The organism is Pseudonocardia sp. CA-107938 (genome assembly GCF_050936315.1).
Taxonomy (GTDB): Bacteria; Actinomycetota; Actinomycetes; order Mycobacteriales; family Pseudonocardiaceae; genus Pseudonocardia.
On record NZ_JBNJNA010000001.1, the window covers coordinates 3,523,100 to 3,542,860 of the forward strand.

The 19,761-nt window shown below is 73.8% G+C and carries 23 protein-coding genes and 1 pseudogene; 16 read left to right on the forward strand and 8 right to left on the reverse strand.

Annotated elements, in window-relative coordinates:
• Positions 1 to 48 precede the first annotated feature (48 nt).
• The 7 genes from ACQEVB_RS17575 (at position 49) to ACQEVB_RS17605 (ending at position 6,631) form a co-directional block, all read left to right on the forward strand.
• Positions 49 to 813 (forward strand): phytanoyl-CoA dioxygenase family protein, encoded by a 765-nt coding sequence (locus tag ACQEVB_RS17575; protein ID WP_432972206.1) that lies wholly within the window; start codon positions 49 to 51, stop codon positions 811 to 813.
• A 41-nt stretch (positions 814 to 854) separates the two neighbouring features.
• Positions 855 to 1,703 carry an MFS transporter gene (locus ACQEVB_RS17580; RefSeq protein ID WP_432972209.1) on the forward strand — a complete coding sequence of 283 codons (849 nt, stop codon included), beginning with the start codon at positions 855 to 857 and terminating at the stop codon, positions 1,701 to 1,703.
• The gene (locus ACQEVB_RS17585) at positions 1,661 to 2,143 is read left to right on the forward strand and encodes an MFS transporter (RefSeq protein WP_432972212.1); all 483 of its coding nucleotides are present in this window, start codon (positions 1,661 to 1,663) and stop codon (positions 2,141 to 2,143) included. Before ACQEVB_RS17580 ends, ACQEVB_RS17585 begins: the two co-directional genes overlap by 43 nt.
• A 349-nt stretch (positions 2,144 to 2,492) precedes the next feature.
• On the forward strand, positions 2,493 to 2,813 hold the full coding sequence (locus ACQEVB_RS17590; RefSeq protein ID WP_432972215.1) for a hypothetical protein: 321 nt from the start codon (positions 2,493 to 2,495) through the stop codon (positions 2,811 to 2,813).
• A 71-nt stretch (positions 2,814 to 2,884) separates the two neighbouring features.
• Entirely contained in the window at positions 2,885 to 4,546 is a 1,662-nt protein-coding gene (locus tag ACQEVB_RS17595; RefSeq protein ID WP_432972218.1) for a CocE/NonD family hydrolase, read from the forward strand.
• A 120-nt stretch (positions 4,547 to 4,666) separates the two neighbouring features.
• The gene (gene fabG / locus ACQEVB_RS17600; RefSeq protein ID WP_432972221.1) at positions 4,667 to 5,425 is read left to right on the forward strand and encodes a 3-oxoacyl-ACP reductase FabG; all 759 of its coding nucleotides are present in this window, start codon (positions 4,667 to 4,669) and stop codon (positions 5,423 to 5,425) included.
• 249 nt (positions 5,426 to 5,674) lie between these two features.
• Positions 5,675 to 6,631 (forward strand): lysylphosphatidylglycerol synthase transmembrane domain-containing protein, encoded by a 957-nt coding sequence (locus ACQEVB_RS17605; protein ID WP_432972224.1) that lies wholly within the window; start codon positions 5,675 to 5,677, stop codon positions 6,629 to 6,631.
• 7 nt (positions 6,632 to 6,638) lie between these two features.
• Here ACQEVB_RS17605 and ACQEVB_RS17610 read toward each other — a convergent pair whose 3' ends face one another.
• Positions 6,639 to 7,094: a MarR family winged helix-turn-helix transcriptional regulator gene (locus ACQEVB_RS17610; RefSeq protein ID WP_432972227.1), complete on the reverse strand. Its 456-nt coding sequence runs from the start codon at positions 7,092 to 7,094 to the stop codon at positions 6,639 to 6,641.
• A 45-nt stretch (positions 7,095 to 7,139) separates the two neighbouring features.
• Complete coding sequence (locus tag ACQEVB_RS17615) at positions 7,140 to 7,766, reverse strand: PaaI family thioesterase (protein ID WP_432972230.1); 627 nt, start codon at positions 7,764 to 7,766, stop codon at positions 7,140 to 7,142.
• 81 nt (positions 7,767 to 7,847) lie between these two features.
• Between ACQEVB_RS17615 and ACQEVB_RS17620 the strand changes: the two genes are divergently transcribed.
• Positions 7,848 to 8,849, forward strand: a complete 1,002-nt coding sequence (locus ACQEVB_RS17620) for a Gfo/Idh/MocA family protein (protein ID WP_432972233.1) — start codon at positions 7,848 to 7,850, stop codon at positions 8,847 to 8,849.
• Positions 8,850 to 8,927: 78 nt separating this feature from the next.
• On the forward strand, positions 8,928 to 9,647 hold the full coding sequence (locus ACQEVB_RS17625; protein ID WP_432972236.1) for an FHA domain-containing protein: 720 nt from the start codon (positions 8,928 to 8,930) through the stop codon (positions 9,645 to 9,647).
• Positions 9,648 to 9,649: 2 nt separating this feature from the next.
• On the opposite strand, the gene ACQEVB_RS17630 is transcribed toward ACQEVB_RS17625, so the two are convergent.
• Both ACQEVB_RS17630 and ACQEVB_RS17635 read right to left on the reverse strand, forming a co-directional pair.
• The gene (locus ACQEVB_RS17630; RefSeq protein WP_432972239.1) at positions 9,650 to 10,165 is read right to left on the reverse strand and encodes a kinase; all 516 of its coding nucleotides are present in this window, start codon (positions 10,163 to 10,165) and stop codon (positions 9,650 to 9,652) included.
• A gap of 228 nt (positions 10,166 to 10,393) precedes the next feature.
• Positions 10,394 to 10,858, reverse strand: a complete 465-nt coding sequence (locus tag ACQEVB_RS17635) for a DUF2127 domain-containing protein (protein WP_432972242.1) — start codon at positions 10,856 to 10,858, stop codon at positions 10,394 to 10,396.
• Positions 10,859 to 10,931: 73 nt separating this feature from the next.
• On the opposite strand from ACQEVB_RS17635, the gene ACQEVB_RS17640 reads away from it, so the two are divergent.
• Entirely contained in the window at positions 10,932 to 11,543 is a 612-nt protein-coding gene (locus ACQEVB_RS17640; protein ID WP_432972245.1) for a SagB/ThcOx family dehydrogenase, read from the forward strand.
• On the opposite strand, the gene ACQEVB_RS17645 is transcribed toward ACQEVB_RS17640, so the two are convergent.
• The gene (locus ACQEVB_RS17645; protein WP_432972248.1) at positions 11,540 to 13,120 is read right to left on the reverse strand and encodes an alkaline phosphatase D family protein; all 1,581 of its coding nucleotides are present in this window, start codon (positions 13,118 to 13,120) and stop codon (positions 11,540 to 11,542) included. The two genes, ACQEVB_RS17640 and ACQEVB_RS17645, sit on opposite strands and share 4 nt — an antisense overlap.
• 163 nt (positions 13,121 to 13,283) lie before the next feature.
• Here ACQEVB_RS17645 and ACQEVB_RS17650 point away from each other — a divergent pair.
• A pseudogene (locus ACQEVB_RS17650) lies at positions 13,284 to 13,883 on the forward strand (DedA family protein); the annotation flags it as partial.
• Here ACQEVB_RS17650 and ACQEVB_RS17655 read toward each other — a convergent pair.
• Positions 13,872 to 14,723: an ABC transporter permease gene (locus ACQEVB_RS17655; RefSeq protein ID WP_432972251.1), complete on the reverse strand. Its 852-nt coding sequence runs from the start codon at positions 14,721 to 14,723 to the stop codon at positions 13,872 to 13,874. The pseudogene ACQEVB_RS17650 and the gene ACQEVB_RS17655 overlap by 12 nt on opposite strands.
• The gene (locus tag ACQEVB_RS17660) at positions 14,720 to 15,586 is read right to left on the reverse strand and encodes an ABC transporter ATP-binding protein (protein ID WP_432972254.1); all 867 of its coding nucleotides are present in this window, start codon (positions 15,584 to 15,586) and stop codon (positions 14,720 to 14,722) included. The genes ACQEVB_RS17655 and ACQEVB_RS17660 overlap by 4 nt, the downstream gene beginning before the upstream one ends.
• Positions 15,587 to 15,725: 139 nt before the next feature.
• Here ACQEVB_RS17660 and ACQEVB_RS17665 point away from each other — a divergent pair, with 139 nt between their 5' ends.
• From ACQEVB_RS17665 to ACQEVB_RS17685, 5 genes are read left to right on the forward strand one after another with little or no spacing between them, the layout of a single operon-like run.
• A complete protein-coding gene (locus tag ACQEVB_RS17665; RefSeq protein WP_432972257.1) occupies positions 15,726 to 16,421 on the forward strand; it encodes a MerR family transcriptional regulator in 696 nt (231 codons plus the stop codon).
• Positions 16,422 to 16,433: 12 nt separating this feature from the next.
• A complete protein-coding gene (locus ACQEVB_RS17670) occupies positions 16,434 to 17,051 on the forward strand; it encodes a TetR/AcrR family transcriptional regulator (protein ID WP_432972260.1) in 618 nt (205 codons plus the stop codon).
• A gap of 29 nt (positions 17,052 to 17,080) precedes the next feature.
• A complete protein-coding gene (locus ACQEVB_RS17675; RefSeq protein ID WP_432972263.1) occupies positions 17,081 to 17,503 on the forward strand; it encodes a pyridoxamine 5'-phosphate oxidase family protein in 423 nt (140 codons plus the stop codon).
• Between the two features lie 23 nt (positions 17,504 to 17,526).
• Complete coding sequence (locus ACQEVB_RS17680; RefSeq protein ID WP_432980423.1) at positions 17,527 to 18,099, forward strand: DinB family protein; 573 nt, start codon at positions 17,527 to 17,529, stop codon at positions 18,097 to 18,099.
• 18 nt (positions 18,100 to 18,117) lie between these two features.
• Complete coding sequence (locus tag ACQEVB_RS17685; protein ID WP_432972266.1) at positions 18,118 to 19,566, forward strand: AMP-binding protein; 1,449 nt, start codon at positions 18,118 to 18,120, stop codon at positions 19,564 to 19,566.
• Here the strand turns inward: ACQEVB_RS17685 and ACQEVB_RS17690 are convergent.
• Entirely contained in the window at positions 19,563 to 19,718 is a 156-nt protein-coding gene (locus ACQEVB_RS17690) for a hypothetical protein (protein WP_432972269.1), read from the reverse strand. The two genes, ACQEVB_RS17685 and ACQEVB_RS17690, sit on opposite strands and share 4 nt — an antisense overlap.
• Positions 19,719 to 19,761 lie beyond the last annotated feature (43 nt).

Here is a 19,761-nt window from a genome sequence, read left to right on the forward strand (position 1 = left end):
CACGGATCGGGCTGTCGGCGCGGCACTCCGTCCGGGCACGCTGTGGCCATGTCCACCGCGAGTGCCACGGCCACCTTGCCCGCCGAGTCGATCGCCGCCTACCGCCGGGACGGGTTCGTCCACGTGCCCGATGTCCTCGACGAGGCCGGGGTCGCGAACGCCAGGGCCGCGGCCGTCGAGCTCTCCGCCAGCATGGAGTCACTGCGCTACAAGGGCGAGCCGTTCACGCAGCTCGTCAATGCCTGGCAGCACGATGAGCGGATTCGTGCGGTAACCCTCGACCCGCGGATCGCCGAGCTGGCCGAGGCTCTGGCCGGCATGCCGCTGCGGCTCTGGCACGACCAGATCCTGATCAAGCAGCCGCAGCGGTCCACCGCGACCGAGTTCCACCTCGACGCCCCCTACTGGCCGCACACCGGCGCGCGGCACTGGCTGACCGCGTGGATCGCCCTGGTCGACGTCCCGGTGGAGCGCGGGTGCATGACCTTCCTGCCCGGTTCGCACCTCGGCGACGACTTCGTCAGCGTCGACCTGGAGAACGCGACCGCCCTCTTCGACGCCGTGCCGGAGCTGCGCTGGCGGCCGCGGGTCACGGTGCCGCTCCGCGCCGGCGACCTCACGTTCCACCACGGCCGCACCGCGCACGCCGCCACCCCCAACCTGACCGACCAGCCGCGCGTCGCGCACGCCGTGATCTACATGGACGCGGCAGCGCGCTACAGCGGCGCGCCGCACGTCGTCACCGATCCGCTCGGGCTCGAGACCGGGCAGCCGTTCGACCACGAGCTGTTCCCCCGCGTGCTGGAGCACTGACCACTGCACGTCGCCACCGAAGGACGACGAAGGAGTGCCCGATGACCTCACCGGAGACGGTCGGACTGGCCGCCGACGACGGCTCGACGATCACCCGCCAGCAGTGGCGGTGGTCGGTGCTGGCCGCGATGGCGTCGTACCTCGACGCCGGCTCGATCGTGGCGCTCGGCGCCGGGCTCACCCTGTTCCAGGCGGAGTTCGGGCTGACGAGCACCGGGGTCGGGATCCTCGCCGCGATCGGCCCGAACGCGATCGGGTGTGCCCTCGGCGCGCTGGTCGGCGGGCGGCTGGGGGATCGGCTGGGGCGCAAGCGCATCTACAAGTGGGACCTCCTGATCTACGCGCTCGGCGTGCTGCTCATCGCGCTGTCGGTCGATCCCGCGATGCTGTTCGTCGGGACGTTCGTGGTGGGGCTGGCCGTCGGCGCCGACGTGCCGACGTCGTTGTCGCTGGTCGGAGAGATCGCACCGGCGAGGGGACGCGGCAGGCTGCTCGGGCTCACCCAGGTGGCGTGGAGCATCGGACCCGTCGTCGTGCTCGTGCTGGCGCTGGTCCTCAGCTCGCTCGGCCTGCTCGGGATCCGCATCGTGTTCCTGCACCTGTTCGTCGCTGCGCTCGTGACGTGGGCGCTGCGTCGCGGCATCGCCGAGTCGGCGCGCTGGACCGCGGCGGCGGGCGCGGCCGGCGCGCTCGGCGTCCGGGCCAGGGAACTGCTGCGCGGGCCCCACCTGCGGGCCTTGCTGTGGAGCGGGTCGATCTACACGTTCTGGGGGCTGCCGCCGGCACCGCGGGCATCTTCACCCCGTACGTGGTGCAGACCCTGGGCGCGGGAACCCAGGCGGCGGGCGTGGCGCTCGCGTGCGCCGGGTTCGTCATCAGCATCGTCGTGACCGTCGCGGTGTTCATGCCGCTCAACGACCGCAGCTACCGCACCCGGCGGATCATGTGGGCGATCGGGTCGGTGCTCCAGGTCGCGGCGTTCGGCATCTACCTGGTGCTGCCGTTCACGGTGCCCGTCGTGATCGCGAACATCGTCCTGTTCACCGCCGGGGCGGGCCTCGCCGGTGACTCGACGTACCGGGTGTTCAGCCAGGAGCTGTTCCCGACGATGCTGCGCGGCACGGCCCAAGGCGTGACCTTCGGGGTGGCTCGGATCGTCCTGGGCGTGTGGAGCTTCTTCGTGCCGCTCCTCGCCACGGTCTCGATCGGCCCGGTCGCCGCCCTGCTCGCCGGGTTCCTGGTGGTCAGCGGTGTCATCGGGTACGCGTTCATGCCCGACACCGTCGGCAAGTCGCTGGAGACCATCGAGCAGGAACGCGCTGGTCGGTGATGCCGCGGCGGCGGGCGCGCAGATGATCGCGACCCCCCGGATCGGGCGAACCCGCGACACGCCGTCGACACGGCCGGAGCGCCTCATGGCCTGGCGCGGTCGGCGTGAGTACTCTCCGCCCCGAACCGCCCACGACGGGCCCGGCGCAGCCGCGGATCGTCCGGCTCGGAGCTGCCGAACCGCTCCGTCCGGACGTCCCGTGCGTGCCGCCCGTCGGGAGCGGGTCAACCCCCACCGCTGATGCGTCGGTCGCCGGCGTCGTGGGCCCGGCCGTGTCCGGGTCCCGGCGCCCGTCGGCCGTGCTCGACGGTGCTCGCCAAGGCCACGAAGGGGCAGGTACCGCATGAACATGGCCACGATCCTCGCCGGGATGCCGGAGCTTCGCCGGAGGTTCCTCGACGAGCACGCGCCCGATGCGCGAGGTCGTTGCCGGGAATGTCGGAACGAGGCCGGTCCGGAGCACGAGTGGCCGTGCGTGCCGTACCGGATCGCCTGCGAGGCGCAGCGCATCGCGGAGGGGGGTCTGCCGGGGCCGCGGTTGGTGCCGCAGGTGCCGGCGCAGACGCGCAGCCCGCTCACCTCGGCGGTCCAGGAGCCGCTCGTGACGGACCTGGCGCCGGTGCGCAGGCTGAAGGCGATCCCGGCGGCGTCCTGGCAGCCGCGCTGGTAGCGCCGCTGTGTGACCTCGCGGGCGTCGGCGCGCGGTTAGGGTGGTGATCACCCGCGACGCCAGGAGGTCCCGTGCCCGCTCCCACCGCCGAGCCGCGATCGTTCGGCATGCGCCTGCTCGACCGGGCGGTGGCGGCCGCCACCGGGTTGCCGCGCTCGGCCGGCGACTACGTGGTGACGCGCGGGGTGCGGGTGCCGATGCGCGACGGCGTCGAGCTCGTCGCCGACCACTACGCCCCGTACGGAGCCACCGCGCGCGGCACGGTGCTGATCCGCAGCCCGTACGGGCGCACCGGGATCGGCTCGATCATGATGGGCCGGGTCTTCGCCGACCAGGGCTACCACGTGCTCCTGCAGAGCTGCCGGGGCACGTTCGGCTCCGGCGCGTCGTTCGACCCGATGCAGCACGAGATCGACGACGGCCACGACACCGTCGCGTGGCTGCGCGCCCAGCCGTGGTTCGACGGCCGGCTGGCCACCGTCGGTGGCTCCTACCTGGGGTTCGTGCAGTGGGCGCTGCTCATGGACCCGCCGCCGGAGCTGCGCACGGCGATCGTGGTCGTCGGTCCGCACGACATGCACCGTTCCGCGTGGGGGACCGGCGCGTTCTCGCTCGACGACTTCTTCGGGTGGAGCGAGATGATGGTCCACCAGGAGGACCCGGGACGGCTGCGCGGTGCCTACCGCCAGCTCACGACCGCGCGCCGGCTCGCGCCCGGCATGAACGGCGCGCCGCTGCTGGCCGCGGGGGAGCGGCTGCTGCTCGGCAAGGCGCCGTGGTACCGGGAGTGGCTCCGCCGTCCGCAGGGCGACGACCCGTTCTGGACGCGGCTGAAGGTCGGCGCGGCGCTGGACAACGTGCAGGTTCCGGTGCTGCTGATCGCCGGCTGGATGGACCTGTTCCTCGACCAGACCCTCGAGCAGTACACGCACCTGCGCGGCCGGGACGTCGACGTCGCGCTGACCGTCGGGCCGTGGACGCACACGGAGGTCTTCACCAAGGGCTCCCGCACCGTCCTGCCCGAGCAGGTCGCCTGGCTCGACCGGCACCTGTCCGAGGGGCGGACGGGCGATCGCCCCGCGCGGGTGCGCGCGTTCGTCACCGGCGAGGGCGGTGGCTGGCGCGGCCTCGCGGACTGGCCGCCGCCGCACACCGACGACGTGCTGTACCTGCATCCGCACGGTGGGCTCGCCGCGGAGCCGCCGGGTACGGACGAGCCGGCGTCGGAGTTCACCTACGACCCCGCCGATCCCACCCCCAGCATCGGCGGGCGGCTGCTCGCGCCGGGGGTGAGCGGCGTGCGCGACAACCGGGTGCTCGCCGCCCGTGCCGACGTGCTGGCGTTCACCAGCGCCCCGCTGACCGAGCCGCTGGAGATCGGCGGCACCCCCGTTGTGGAGCTGGCGCACCGCAGCGACAACCCGCACTGCGACGTGTTCGTGCGGATCTGCGACGTCGCGCCGGACGGGCGCGCGATCAACGTGTCCGACGCGTTCCGGCGGCTCGTACCGGGCGAGCACGAGGCGGACCTGGTGCTGCGGCTCGACGCGTGTGCCCACCGGTTCGCGGCGGGCCACCGGATCCAGGTGCTGGTCGCGGGCGGCGCCCACACCCGCTACGCGCGCAACCTCGGCACCGCCGAGCCCGCCGACGCCGCCACGACGCTCGTCCCGTCACACCGGCGGATCGAGCACGGCCGCTCGCGGGTGCTGCTGCCGGTGGTAGGGCGCTGAAAGAGGGTGACGGTGCTCGCAGCGGCACGCAGTGCCAGCCGGTCACCGTGCAGTATCGGCGGCGGACCGGGCGCTGCGGCTCGACGCGCGCCCTCGGCTCGGTACACCAGGGAGTAGCGCATGACTGCATCAGGACGCGTCGCGATCGTGACGGGTGGGGCCCGCGGCATCGGTGCCGCCACGGCGAAGCGGCTGGCCGCCGACGGGTTCGCCGTCGGTGTGCTCGACCTCGACGAGGGCGGCGCCAAGGCGGTCGCCGCCGAGATCGTGGAGGCCGGCGGGACGGCGGTCGGCCTGTCCGCCGACGTCGCCGACGAGGCCGCGGTCACGGCCGCCGTCGACGCCGTCGCGAGCGAGCTCGGCCCGCCGGTCGTGCTCGTCAACAACGCCGGGGTGACCCGCGACAACCTGCTGTTCAAGATGGACGTGCAGGACTGGGACACCGTGATGAACGTGCACCTGCGGGGCGCGTTCCTCATGTCCCGCGCCGCGCAGAAGTACATGATCGAGCAGAAGTTCGGGCGCATCGTGAACCTGTCGTCGACGTCGGCGCTGGGCAACCGCGGCCAGGTCAACTACTCCGCCGCCAAGGCCGGCCTGCAGGGCTTCACCAAGACGCTCGCCATCGAGCTCGGCAAGTTCGGCGTCACCGCCAACGCGATCGCGCCCGGCTTCATCCAGACCGAGATGACCAAGGCGACTGCCGAGCGCGTCGGCGTCCCGTTCGAGGACTTCGTCGCGGGCGCGGCGAAGGCCATCCCGGTCCAGCGCGTGGGGCAGCCGGAGGACATCGCGAACCTCGTCAGCTTCCTCGTGAGCGACGGCGCCGGCTTCGTCTCCGGCCAGGTGATCTACGCCGCGGGCGGCCCGACCAACTGAGCAACGACCCGTTCGGCGCAACAGCTCACCGCGCCGAGCAGGCCGCACGGCGCCCGGCCGCGGATGCCAGCAAGGCCACCTCCACGACGGATTCCGTCCTGGAGGTGGCCTTTCTGGCGTTCGGGCGGGGCTCTGACCTGCTGCGGAGCCGGGGCCGACGCGGGGCTCTCGGCAACGCTCTGCCGGGTGCCGCAAGGCTCGGGGTCCACGACCGGTGAACCGCGGCGCTCCGGTATGCGTGTAGCCACTGTGATCCGCTCCTCGATCCGTCTGCTCCCCGCCGCCGCGGCCGTCGCCGTGCTGGTGGCGCTCGCGCTGCGCCTCGGCGCCGGCGACGTCCTGACCGCGCTCCGCTCGCTCGACGCGCCGGTGCTGGCCGCCGCGCTCGCCATCGGCTTCGTCTCGACGGCGGCGAGCGCCGCCCGCTGGTGGCTGATCGCCCGGTCGGCCGGGCTGCGGCTGTCGCTGCCGCAGGCCGTCGTCGAGTACTACCGGGCGCAGCTCGGCAACGCGGTCCTGCCCGCCGGGATGCTGGGCGACCTGCACCGGGCCGTCTCGCACGGCCGGCGCGCGGGCGACGTCGGCGGCGGGCTGCGGGCGGTGATGCTGGAGCGGATGGCCGGGCAGGTGGTGCTCGTGCTGGCTGCGGTGGGGGTGCTGGTCGCGCAGCCGCGGCTGCTGCCGGTGCTGGCGGACGCGGTGCTGCCGTCCGCCGTGTCGGAGTGGGTCGTTCCCGCTCTCGCGGTCGCGGCCGCGGTGCTCGTCGGCGTCGGGATCGTGTTCCGGCACCGGCTCGCCCCGCTCGTCACGGACCTGCGCCGGATGGCGACGATGCGGGTCTGGCCGGGCGTGGTGGTGCTGTCCGCGGTCGCGCTGGTCGGCTACCTCGCGACGTTCGTGCTGGCCGCGCGGGCGGCCGGGGTCACCGCGCCGGTCGCCGACCTGCTGCCGCCGATGCTGTTGGCGCTGCTGGTCATGGGGCTGCCGGTGAACGTCGGCGGGTTCGGGCCGCGGGAGGCGATCACCGCGGTCGCGTTCGGGGCGCTGGGGCTGGGTGCGGCGGCCGGGTTCGCCACCGCGGTGGGCTACGGGGTGCTGTGTCTGGTGTCGGCCCTGCCGGGGCTCGCCACGTTCGTCCGCCGGACGCCGACGGTGCTGATCCCGGCGCAGCGCACCCCGCGCGCCGCGCTCGTCCCCGCCTCCTGACGTCGCCTCAGGAGCGTGGCGGTGGTGGCGGGAGGCCGTGGTCCTCGGCGATGCGGCGCAGCAGCTCGGCGAGCTCGTGCCGCTCGTCGACGGTGAGGGCCGCGCAGAGCGTCGCCTCGTGCTCGGCGGCCGAGCCGACGAGGCGGAACCAGGTGGCCCGGCCGCGCGGCGTGAGCTGCAGGACGTGCCGGCGGCGGTCGTCGGGGTCCCGGTCGCGCTGGACGAGCCCGGCGTCCTCCAGCTCGTCGACGAGCACGACGAGCCGGCTGGGCCGCACCCCCAGCTCGGCGGCGAGCTCGTTCTGGCTGCGGCCGGGCTCGCCGGCGATGGCGCGCAGCAGCCCGCTCTGCGAGGAGCTGAGGCCGAGCGGCGCGATCCGCTCGGCGAAGAGGCGATCGCCCAGCGCGCCGACCTGGGCCAGCAGGAACGCCGCTCCGGTGGGACGGCCGGGTCTCTCGTTCACCGGAGTGACGCTACACCCCGGCAATCGTTCAGATCATGAACGGTTCTAGGGCTGTCCAGGCCGCAGCTGCACGAACAGGCCGGTGATCTCCGCGCACAGCGTGTCGCCGTCGTGCAGCGAGCCGGCGCAGAAGCGCTTGCGCCCCTCCTCGCGCTCGATCCAGGCGCGTACCTGCAGCTCCTTGCCCACCGGCGCGATCGCGCGGTACTCGGTGTGCAGGTACGCGGTCCGCGCGATGAGCCGGCCTTCGGCGTGCGCGACCACCCCGAGCACGTCGTCGAAGACCAGCGGGATCACGCCACCGTGCACCGCGCCGTTGCCACCGAGCTGGTGCGGGCGGAACGTGACCCGGCCGCGCAGCACCGGCAGCGGCTCCGCCACCAGCTCGTCGATGTGGACGACCGGCACGAGGGTCTGGGCGCGACCCGGCAGCGTGAACACCGAACCGGCGAGCCGGTCCGACTCCGGCACCGCGTGCTCGGCGAGCCGCGCGGACAGCGCCTCCAGCTCGGCGCGGACCTCCCGGATCAGCTCTTCCGGCGGCGCCGCCTCGGCCACCCGGTCCTCGAGCGTCCGCAGGGCCTCGATCATCTCCGGGTACTCGGCCGGACCGCTGCGCCGCCACGTCCGCGGCATCTCGGCGAAGCCCTGCGGGCGCTGCGTGGACGTCATCTACCGACGGTAACCGCGGAACCGTCCGGATCCGATGGCGGACGGGAGTGGCGAAGCGCACTTCCGTTGCCGTGGTCTTGAATGACCGGTGTGACGGTGCGCTGGGGAGTGATCGGGCCAGGACGGATCGCGGGCAAGGTCGTCGGTGACCTCCCGCTCGTACCGGGGGCCGAGCTGGCCGCCGTCGCGTCGCGGACGTCGAAGGAGCGGGCGGAGGCGTTCGCCGCCGAGCACGGCGCCGCCCGCGCGTACGGCTCGTACGAGGAGATCATCGCCGACCCGGACGTGGACGTGCTCTACATCGCCACCCCGCACCCGCAGCACCGGGCGGCGGCGCTGGCCGGGCTGGCCGCCGGCAAGGCGCTGCTGGTCGAGAAGGCGTTCACGGTGAGCACGGAGGCCACCCAGGAGATCGTCGACGCCGCCGGCAAGGCCGGCGTGTTCGTCATGGAGGCGATGTGGACGCGCTTCCAGCCGGCGATCGTGCGCATGCGGGAGCTGATCGCGGACGGTGCGATCGGCGAGGTCACCGCCGTGCAGGCCGACCTCGGCATCTCCGCTCCCACCGACCCGCTCGACCGCTACCACAACCCGGTGCTGGGCGGCGGCGCCCTCTACGACGTCGGCGTCTACCCGATCTCGTTCGCGCAGATGGTGCTCGGCGCCCCGGACACGATCACCGCGACCGGGCTGCTGGCGCCGTCCGGGGTGGATCTGGAGGAGTCGGTCCTCCTCGGCTACGCCGACGGGCGCAGCGCCGTCCTGCACGCCTCGATCCGGGCCGGGCTGCCCGGGCAGGCCCGCGTGTTCGGCACCCGCGGCTGGATCGACGTGCCGCCGCGGTTCCACCACCCGTCCCGCATCGTCCTGAACCGCGCCGACGCCGAACCGGAGACGATCGACGCGCCGGCGACGGGCGGCGGGTACTTCCACGAGCTGATCGAGGTCACCGAGGGCGTGGCGGCCGGGCGCGCCGAGAGCACGGTGATGCCGCTCGCCGACACCGTCGCCGTCCAGCACGTGCTGGACGAGGTGGCCCGCCAGATCGGGCTGGTGCCGCAGGAGGGCCCGGCGACGCTGTAGCAGCTGCGATCGGGGAAGGGTCCCGGCCGGGCGGCGGTAGAACGACCGTCAGCAGCGGCGGAACGGACGGGACGTGCCATGAGCGAGATCAGCAGCCCGGACCCGCCCGTCCAGCTCCTGCCCCTCGGCACCGCCAGCCTGGCCCGTGAGCTGCCGCCGGCGCCGGTGGGCACGCTGTTCGCGCTCGGCCGGTTCGGCGGCATCCGGGTGGCGCCGACCTCGGGGACGACGGTCCTGTTCGGGCGCAACGAGCCCGACGTGCACGTCTGCGTAGGCCCGGACGACCTCGGCGTCAGCCGCCGCCACGGCGCCTTCAGCCACGACGGCGACCGGTGGCTGCTGCACAACCTGGGCAGGCGCCCGTTGCGGCTGCCGGGGTCGCAGCTGGTGCTCACCGGCGAGAGCCGGCCGCTGCCCACCGCGTACACGCCGATCTTCATCCGCACCGCGCCCGGCCGCCAGCACCTGCTGGAGACGCGGGTCGGCGGACAGGACACCGCCCGTCCTGAGCGCTGGCAGCTGAGCCCGCGCGAGCACCTCGTGCTGGTGGTGTTGGGACAGCGCTACCTGCGGCACGAGGCGTTCCCGCAGCCGTTGACCTGGGACACCGTCGCCGCCGAGCTCGACGAGCTGCAGCCCGGCGAGGGCTGGACGGCGGAGGAGGCGGCCCGGGCCGTGGCCGGTGTCCGCGAGCGGAGGCCACGCTCGGGTGCCGGCACCGGGCCCGACCACGACCTGATCGTCGAGCTGCTGCGCTCTGCATCGATCGTGCCGCGCGACCTGGACCTGCTGGCGTAGCGCTACAGGCGTGCCGGGAGCCGCGCGGCGACCAGCTCGACGGTCTGGGTGAGCGTCGAGTGCTCCGGCACGACGACCTCGCCGGGCAGGCCGAGCAGATCCTGGTGGCGGTACCAGCCGCGCATGTCCTCGACGGTGTAGGAGACCCGACGGGTGCTGTGCCGGCGCACCGACTCGGCGAAGGAGACGTCGAGGTAGAAGACGCTGCTACGGCCGCGGTGGTCGGCCACGAGCTCCTCCAGCACCGGCCCGTACCGGCCCGACGCCATGATGCCCTCGCAGATCACGTGGTAGCCGGCGTCGAGGGCGAAGCGGGCGGTCTGCGCGATCAGCGCCGGCGTGACCGCGCCCGGCACGTCGCGCTCGCGCAGCACGACGCGCCGCAGGTAGTCCTGCTCGACGAGCGCGCAGCCGCGCCCGTACGCCTCGCGCACGAACCGGGCCACCGTGGTCTTCCCGGCGCCGGAGTTGCCGCGCAGCACGATGAGGGCGGTGCCGGGGGAGCCGGTGCGGGGCATGCCGGGGATTGTCCCACCCGGTCCGTGGTCGGCCGATCACCGGCTGGAGTCGGCAGCGCCGGGTCGGCGGTCGGGTTCGCGTGTTGATCAAGGGCAAAACGTCGTAGTTCGATCTTGCGGAACAACGTTCTGCCCTTGATCACGATATCCGCCGGCGCCGCGGAACCGGCCGAGTCGATCTGATCGGCGACGTTCGTACTGCGCGTCCCTGAGCCGATCGCCCGCCGATCATCCGCGCAGCGCGCGGTACTCGCGGTAGACGAGCACGATGATCGCCAGGTCGATCGCGGCGAGGATCGGCAGCACGATCGAGCCGGTGTGGAACGCGCGGTACAGCTCGTAGGCCACGAACAGCACGAGCACGCCGATGACCACCGGGTACGCGCGCACCCACTTCCGCAGCAGGGCCGCCACCATCGCGATCTTGAGCACGCCGTGCAGGCCCAGGTAGACGACGGCGAAGGTGCGGTTGCCCGAGGCGAACTCGGCGGTGCCCGCGACGAAGTGGCGGGCGAGCGAGCCGTCCGGCGGGCCGAGGAGGTCGCGCGCCAGCACGCCGTCGACGAGCTCCCGCACGAACGCGGCCGGCACGGCGAGCAGCACGATCGCGGCGACCAGCTCGACGAACCCGTCGATGCCCTTGATCGCGACGGCGAGCCGGAACAGCCGCTCCTGGGCGGGGCGCACAGCCATCCGCTCTGTCTACCGCACGGCGGACGTGGACCCCGCCTGCGCAGCCGCCGGCGGCTCCTGCCACCGTGGACCCATGACGGCCACCACCACCCCGATCGGTTCCGGTGTCGCGGAGGTGCTGTCGGCCCGCCGGTCGGTGCGGACGTTCCTCGACGCGCCGGTCGACCCGGCCGAGCTGACCGCACTGGCGTGGGCCGCGCAGGGCGACACGGGCGACGGGCACCGCACCACCCCGTCGGCGGGCGAGCGGTGGCCGCTCGCCGTCACGAGCGTGGTGCGCAACGTCGGCGGCACCGCGCCCGGTCTGTGGCGCTGGGAGCCCGATGCCGGAAGGTCGACGATGGTCGCCGCAGGCGGGTTCGGTCCGGCGCTGGCCGCCTGCACGGTCGACGCCCGCGACTGGCTCGCCGGCGCGGCCGCGGTGCTCGTACTGAGCGCCGACCTGGAGGCCGCGTGCGCCGCCTTCGCCACCGAGCCGCCGGCGTGGGAACGCGGCGCCCGCTACGTCTGGCTGGAGGCCGGCGCCGCGGCGCAGAACGTGGCGCTGCAGGCTGCGGCCACCGGGCTCGGTGCCGTGCTCGTCGCCGCCTTCGACGACGACCTCGTGCACCGCGTCCACCCCGCGCTGCTGCCGGAGGGCCACGACCCGCTGGTCATGGTCGCGGTCGGGCACCCGGCGATCTAACCCTCGACGACGCCGGGCCGTCCGTCCTCCACCGACCACACCGCACGCGTCGAGACGGGTGCACCGGGTCGCTCCACGTACGGCAGCACCCGGAACGAGCTGGTGAGCCGCTGCGGGGTGACGTCGACGCGCACGTAGCCGCGCTGGTCGTTGACGAACTTGAGGGTCGGGGTGGCGTCGCGCTTGGTGCGGGAGTCGGCGGTGAGGTCGGCGCCGTCGCCCTTGCTCGCGATGGACGTGCCGACGAACTCCGCGCCGACGACGGGCGCCCCGGGCTCCTCCCAGGATCGCAGCAGGTCGCCGGCGTAGTTCTGGTGCCGGTCGCCGGTGATCACCACCAGGTTGCGCACGTGCCGGTCCGCGGCGGCGGCGAGCACGCGGTTGCGGTCGGCGACGTAGCCGTCCCACGGGTCGGTGTCGACCTTCACCGCCGGGCCGGGGTCGTTGTCGGTCTGGCCCATCGGCGCCTGGTTGCCGATGATCTGCCACCGCGCCGTGGACGAGCTGAACCCGGCGAGCAGCCAGTCCCGCTGCGCGGCACCCAAGATCGTGCGCTCGGGGGCGAACCGAACGTCGCAGCCGACGAGGGTGGTGTCGCCGCACGCCTGGTCGTCGCGGAACTGGCGGGTGTCGAGCATCGTGAAGTCGGCCAGCCGCCCGTAGGGCAGCCGCCGGTGCAGCTGCATGGCCGCGCCGACCGGTAGCTGCGCGGCCCGCAGCGGCAGGTGCTCGTAGTACGCCTGGAATGCGGCGGCACGGCGCTGCCGGAACACCGCCGGGTCCTGGTCGGGTTCGTCGTCGACCTGCGAGACGTCGCCGGCCCAGTTGTTCTCCACCTCGTGGTCGTCGAACACGGCGATCCACGGGAAGCGGGCGCGCGCGGTCTGCAGCAGCGCCTCCGACCCGTACAGCGCGTGGCGCAGGCGGTAGCCGGTGAGGTCCATCGGTTCGGGCGCCACCTGCGCGGGTGGGGCCTGGCCGCGCTTCGTGGCGCCGATCCGGCCCTCGTAGATGAAGTCGCCGAGGAAGACGACGAGGTCGAGGTCCTCCTGCGCCATGTGCTCGTAGGCGGTGTAGAAGCCGTCGCCCCAGTTCTGGCACGACGCGAACGCGAACGCGAGCGTCGTCGGATCGTCCTCCGGGCGCGGGGTGGTGCGAGTGCGTCCTACCGGCGAGAGCGCGCCGCCGCGGCCCGGGACGCGGAAGCGGTAGAAGTACTCGCGGTCGGGTTGCAGGCCGCCCACCTCGGGGTGCACCGAGTGCCCGAGGTCCGCGGTGGCCAGCACCTCGCCCCGCGCGACCGTGCGGCTCATGCCCTCGTCCTCGGCCACCTCCCACTCGACGGGGACGGGCTCGGCGGGCATGCCGCCGCGCCCGTCGGCGGCGAACGGGTCGGGGGCGAGCCGCGTCCACAGCACGACGGAGTCGGCGGCCGGGTCGCCGGACGCCACGCCGAGCGTGAACGGCTCGGCGCGGCGCACCGCGCTCGGCACCACCCCGGTGCTGCAACCGGCGGCACCGGTCCCGGCCAGCACAGCCGTCCAGCCCAGGAAGCTGCGCCGCGACATGTCCTGCATGGGTCGACCTTCGTCCGGACGGGTGGCCTGCGCACGGCATCGCGGTGTGGTCCAGGCGAATGCCGCGCCACCTTCCTCCCAACGTCGTAGAACGGGATGTCCCTGAGTGATCTCAGGGTTTCCTGCGAGGTGTCGCCGGGTCGGCCTCCGTAGCGTCGACGGCGTGTTCGACGCGGTGGGGGACTGGGCGGTCGCCGTGATGACGGCGCTGGGCGGGCCGGGCGCCGCGCTCGTCGTGGCGGTGGAGAACCTGGTGCCGCCGATCCCCAGCGAGCTGGTGCTGCTGCTCGCCGGGTTCTCGGCGAGCCGCGGGGTGTTCACGCTCGCCGAGGCGCTGTTCTGGACCACGCTCGGCTCGGTCGTCGGCGCGCTCGCCGTCTACGTCGTCGGCGCGCAGCTGGGCCGCGAGCGCGCCCGTGCGCTGGTGGCCCGGCTGCCGCTGGTCCGGCTCTCGGACATCGACGCGGCCGAGGCGTGGTTCGCCCGGCACGGCGCGGCTGCCGTGTTCTTCGGCCGGATGGTGCCGCTCGTGCGCTGCGCCGTGTCGCTCCCGGCCGGTGTCGAGCGCATGCGGCTCCTGCCGTTCGTGCTGCTCACCACGCTCGGCAGCCTCGTGTGGAACGGCGTGTTCGTCACCGCGGGCTACCTGCTGGGCAGCCAATGGACGCTCGTCGAGCGCTACGCCGCCGTCCTGCAGTACGCCGTCGTCGGCGCGGTGCTGCTCGCGCTCGGCTGGTCCGCAGCCCGCCGGCTACGCGGCCGGACGCTGCGCCACCTGTTCGCGCCGGGCCGCCACGGCCGAACCGGACTCCCGCGCCGCCGTCCGGCGCAGCAGTCCCGGCGCGAGCAGGGCACCGCCGAGCGCCCACAGCCCGAGCACGACGACCGTCTCGACCGGTCGCCACGAGCCGCCGATCTCGACCACGGCCAGCGCATCGGGCAGCACCGCCGACCGCAGTCCCAGGCCGAGCCAGTACAGCGGGAACACCTGCCCGACGAGCTGCAGCCAGCCGGGCAGCGCCGTGATCGGGTAGAACACGCCGGAGACGGCCGAGAGCCCGAGGAACGCGAACATCACCAGGCCCAGTGACCGCGAGTTCGCGACCGTCGCCCCGAGCACCGCACCGATCGGCAGCAGCGCGGCCAGCCCGAGCGCGAGCACCCAGGCCAGCGTGAGCCACGCACCCGGGCGGTCCAGCTCGATCCCGTCGTAGACGAACGCGGCCGGCACCAGCATGAGCAGCAGCGTCGCCACGACCAGCGCCGCCTTCGCCGTCACCGCACCCACGAGGTAGCCGACCATCCCGTTCGGCGTGGCCTTGGCCCGCAGCAGCGTGCCGTCCTCGCGGTCCATGGTGAGTGCGACCGCCAGCCCGACGAGGCCGGAGAACACCGAGTTCATCGCCAGCACGCCGGGCACGGCCTGCGCGCCGAGGGAGAACGTGGTGCCCGGCACCGGGGTGTCGCGCAGGGCGAACATCACCGCCAGCGCCACCAGCGGCAGCCACAGCCAGCCCAGCAGCTCCCCGACGCTGGTCATCGTGTGCCGGAACTCGATCCCGCCGCGCACCAGCCCCGCTCGTACCGCCACCAGCCGCGTCACGCTGCCACCTCCACCCGCTGCTCGGCCCGTTCCACCAGCGCCAGGTACGAGTCCTCCAACGTGGGCACGCGCACGTCGAGGTCGGTGATGCGCACGCCGTCGCGGCGTTCGGCGGCGAACAGCTCGCGCACGAACGCGGTCGGGTCGGCCACCCGTTCCCGGTGCTCGACGCCGCCGCGCCGCCAGCGCACCTCGCCGTCGCCCGCCACGCGGGCGGCCAGCTCGGCTGCCGTGCCCTCGGCGACGACACCGCCACCGGCCAGGATCACGATGCGGTCGGCCAGCTTCTCCGCCTCGGCCAGGTCGTGCGTCGTGAGCAGCACCGACATGTCCTCGCCGGCCGCCGTGGCCCGCACCAGCTCGTGGAACTCGTGACGCGCCTGCGGGTCGAACCCCGTGGTCGGCTCGTCGAGGAACAGCAGGTCGGGCCGGCCCACCAGGCCGACCGCGACGTCGAGCCGGCGCCGCTGCCCGCCCGACAGCGTGCCGATCCTGCGCTCGGCCGCCGCCGTCAGTCCGACGGTGGCGAGCAGGTCGTCCACGTCGTACGGGCGCGGCCGCGCCGGCGTGCCGTAGGGGCCGTAGAAGCGGCCGAGGTAGGCCAGCAGCTCCCGGACCCGCCAGTTGCCGTGGTCGCGCCACGACTGCAGGACGATGCCCAGCCGGGCCCGCCACGCCTCGTCGCCGTGGTCGGGATCGGTGCCAAGCACGGTCACCGTGCCGGCCGAGCGGCGGCGGAAACCCTCCAGGATCTCGATGGTGGTGGTCTTGCCGGCGCCGTTGGGGCCGAGCAGCGCGACGATCTCACCGCGGCCCACGTCCAGATCGAGGCCGTGCAGCACCTCGTTCGTCCCGTACGTCATCCGGAGGTCGCGCGTGGCGACGGCCGGTTCTGCTCCCCTGTTCACAGGGTTCGACCGTATCGTTGAAGTACCGGCGTAAGTTTTCCCGACGAAACGGCCAGTTCGCGCGGCCTGGAACGTCAACGCGGAGGTGAGGGCGGTGCGACCGGTCGACGTCGCGCGTGCGGCCGGGGTGTCGAGCCAGCTGGTGCGCGACCTGCTCGCCGAGGGCGTGCTGCCGCCGGCCGGGCGCACCCCGGGCGGCCACCGCATCCTGGACGAACGCCATCGTGCCGCGCTGCTCGCGCACCGCGCACTCGTCGCCGGGTACGGCCACGCGCTCGCCCGCGACGTCATGCTCGCCGTGCACGCCGGGGAGCAGGCGGCGGCGCTCGCGCTGCTCGACGCCGGGCACGCCGACCTGCATGCGCAGCGGCTGGCGCTGGAGGCGACCGCCGCGGCGCTGGCGGCAGTGGCCACGGCGCCGCCGGTCGTCCCGGAGTCCGTGCCGCGGGAGGGGCTGCTGGTCGGGGAGCTGGCGCACCGGCTGCGCGTCCGGGCGTCGGCGCTGCGGGTGTGGGAGGCGGCGGGTCTCCTGCACCCGGTCCGGGACCGCGACGGCTACCGGCGCTACGACGCCGACGCCGTCCGCGACGCCCGCCTGGTGGTGCTGCTCCGCCAGTCCTACCAGCCGTTCCCGCAGATCCGGGCGGTGCTCGACGGCGTGCGGCGCAGCGGCGACACGACCGCTCTGCACGCGGCGCTGGAGGCGCGGCGGGCCGCGTTCACGGTGCGGGCGAGGGCGATGCTCACGGCGGCGGCCGCGCTGGACGCGTTCCTGCAGCTGCCGGTGTGACAGGCTGGGCCGATGGCGCACGTGCCCGTCGAAGAGCGTCGGACGCAGCTGGTGCAGGCGGCGGTGCGCGTGATCAGCCGCGACGGCGTGGCCGCTGCGTCGACCCGCCGGATCGCCGAGGAGGCGGGCGCGTCGCAGGCGAGCCTGCACTACAGCTTCCGCTCGAAGGAGGAGCTCTTCGCGGCCGTCACCGAGTACGCGGTCGACGCCACGCGGGTGGCGCTGGAGGCACGGCAGGTGGTGCCCGGGTCCGGGTTGCGCCATGCGGTGGCGCAGCTGCTCGCACTGTTCCGTGAGTCGGCGCTGACCGAGCGCGACCTGACGGTGGCGCAGTACGAGCTGCAGATGTGGGCCCTGCACGCGCCGGCGCACCAGGACCTCGCCGCGCACTGCTACGCGCGCTTCACCGAGGTGCTGTCGGCGGTGCTCGACGCCGCGGCGACGCCGGCCGAGCAGGGGATCGACACCGCTCGCCTGGCGCGGCTGCTCATGGTGGTGGCCGACGGCACCGCGCTGCAGCTGCTGGCCTGCGGGCCGGCCGTGGCCCCGGATCCGGATCTGCTGGTCGTGGCGGACGGCCTGCTTTCGGCGGCGGAACAAACGGCGACCCGATCTGGTTCGATCGACTGAGTCAATCGAACCACTTCGGAGGAGTACCGATGACCGTCCAGCTCACCGACGCCGACCGCGCCCTGCTCGCCCGCCCGCTCAACGCGATCCTGACCGTCGCGCCGGCACCCGGCGGCCGCCCCATGCCCCGGCCCGTCTGGTTCGAGCACCTGGCCGACGGCACCGTCGAGATGATCAGTTACACCGGCGCCCTGCGGGTCCAGCGGCTCCGTGAGGATCCGTGGGCCGCCGTGCTCGTCGCCGCACCCGTCGGCGAGACCGAGCACTGGGTGTCGCTCGAAGGGAAGGCCACCGTCCACGCCGACGGCGCCGGGGAGACGATGACCCGTCTCGCCGCGCGCTACTGGGACCTCGACGACCCGAAGCACAAGGCGGAGCTGGACGAGTTCCTGGCCGCCGACACCGTCCGCATCGTCCTCCAGCCGGAGCGGATCGCGCGCTACCGGCTCTGAGCCTCCGGCAACCTGACACCGTGATCGACCTGAAGGCGGACCTGCACGGCTACCTGCGCTCGGCCCGTTCGGCCCTGCTGTGGAAGCTCGACGGCATCTCCGAGTACGACGCCCGCCGCCCGCTCGTCGCGACGGGCACCAACCTCCTCGGGCTGGTCAAGCACTGCGCGACCGTCGAGTGGGGGCACTTCGGCGCGGCGTTCGGTCGGCCGTTGCCGGAGTCGCTGCCCTGGGTGGGGGAGGGCAGCGAGCAGGACGCCGACATGTGGGCCGCGCCCGACGAGACGCGCGCCGGCATCGTCGCGCTGTACGCCGAGATCACGGCCCGCGCCGACGCGGTGATCGAGGAGCTGCCGCTCGACGCCGTCGGGGAGGTGCCGTGGTGGCCGCCGGAGATCCGGCAGGTCACGCTGCAGCACATCCTCGTGCACACGGTCGCCGAGGTGCAGCGGCACGCCGGGCACGCCGACATCGTGCGCGAGCTCGTCGACGGCGCCGCCGGTTACCAGCCCGGCACCGAGCTCCTGCCCGACGGCGACCGCGACTGGTGGCAGCAGCGCCGGGAGCGCCTGGAGAAGATCGCCCGCGACGCGTGACCGTGGCACGCTGACCTCGTGGACGAGCTGGGGACTCCGCTGGGGGAGGCGTTCGCGCGGCTGGCTCGGGCGGATCCCGACCGGCCCGCCGTCACCGACGCCGACGCGACCGTCACCAGGGCCGAGCTGGAGGCCAGCAGCAACCGGCTGGCCAGGGCGTACGCCCAGCTCGGCGTCGGGGTCGGCGACTACGTCACCATCGGCCTGCCGAACGGCATCGGCTTCGTCGAGGCCGCGCTCGCGACGTGGAAGCTCGGTGCGGTGCCGCAGCCGGTGTCGGCGCGGCTCCCCGACCGCGAGCTGTCCGCGATCCTCGATCTCGCTGCACCGGCACTCGTGGTCGGTCTGGACGCGCCCGGCCGCACCACCGTGCCGCTCGGGTTCCGGCCCGACCCGGCGCTGGCGGACGGGCCACTGCCCACGGTCGTCGGGCCGTCGCTGAAGGCGCCCACGTCGGGCGGCAGCACCGGCCGTCCGAAGATCATCGTCTCGACGCAGGCGCCGGTGCTGGAGCAGGCCGTGGCGATCGGGCTGGCGGTGCGCGTCCCCGTCGACGGGGTGGCGCTGATGCCCGGCCCGCTCTACCACAACGGCCCGCTCGTGACGGCGACGGCGGCGCTGTTCCTGGGCTGCCACCTGGTCGTCATGCCGCGGTTCGACGCCGCGCGCACCGTCGAGCTGGTGGCGCGGCACCGCGTCGACTGGCTCTACGCGGTGCCCACGATGCTGCATCGCATGGCGAAGCTGCCCGACCTGGCCGCTGCCGACCTCTCGTCGCTGCAGACCGTGGTGACGATGGCGGCGGCCTGCCCGGAGTGGCTGAAGCGGTTCTGGATCGAGCGGGTGGGTGCGCGCACGGTCGTCGAGCTGTACGGCGCGACGGAGGCGCAGGCCGTCACGGTGATCGACGGGGAGGAGTGGCTCGCGCACCCCGGTTCCGTCGGAAGGCCGGTGGTGGGGGAGCTGTCGGTGCGCGACGGCGAGGGCAGGGAACTGCCGCCGGGCGAGGTCGGGGAGGTGTGGATGCGCCGGTCGGAGACCGAGTCCGGCCCGTACCGCTACCTCGGGGCGCAGCCGCGGGAGGCGGCGGGCGGGTGGCAGTCGGTCGGCGACATGGGCCACGTCGACGTCGAGGGCTACCTCTACCTGGCCGACCGGGTCGCCGACCTGATCCTGGTGGGTGGGTCGAACGTGTACCCGGCGGAGGTGGAGGCAGCCCTCGACGAGCACCCCGCGGTGGGGTCGTCGTGCGTGATCGGGTTGCCCGATCCCGAGTACGGGGAGGTGGTCCACGCGATCGTGCAGACCACGCTCCCCGTCACGGATGACGAACTACTGGCGCACCTGGCCGCACGGCTGGTGCGCTACAAGCTGCCGCGGTCGATCGAACGGGTCGACCGGCCGCTGCGCGACGACACCGGAAAGGTGCGACGGGCCGCGCTGCGGGCCGAACGGATCCAGCGCTAGAACCAGACTTTTCGGCCACCGACGGGGCGACCGACGGAGCCCAGCACCAGGAGAACGAGGCCGACCACGAGCAGGATCCCGCCGATGTAGTACAGCAGGCTCAGTCCGGTCAGCCAGCCGATCAGCAGCAGGATCAGGCCGAGGATGATCATGGACATGTCCTTTCGATGCCCCTGTCCGCACGAACTCGTCGTG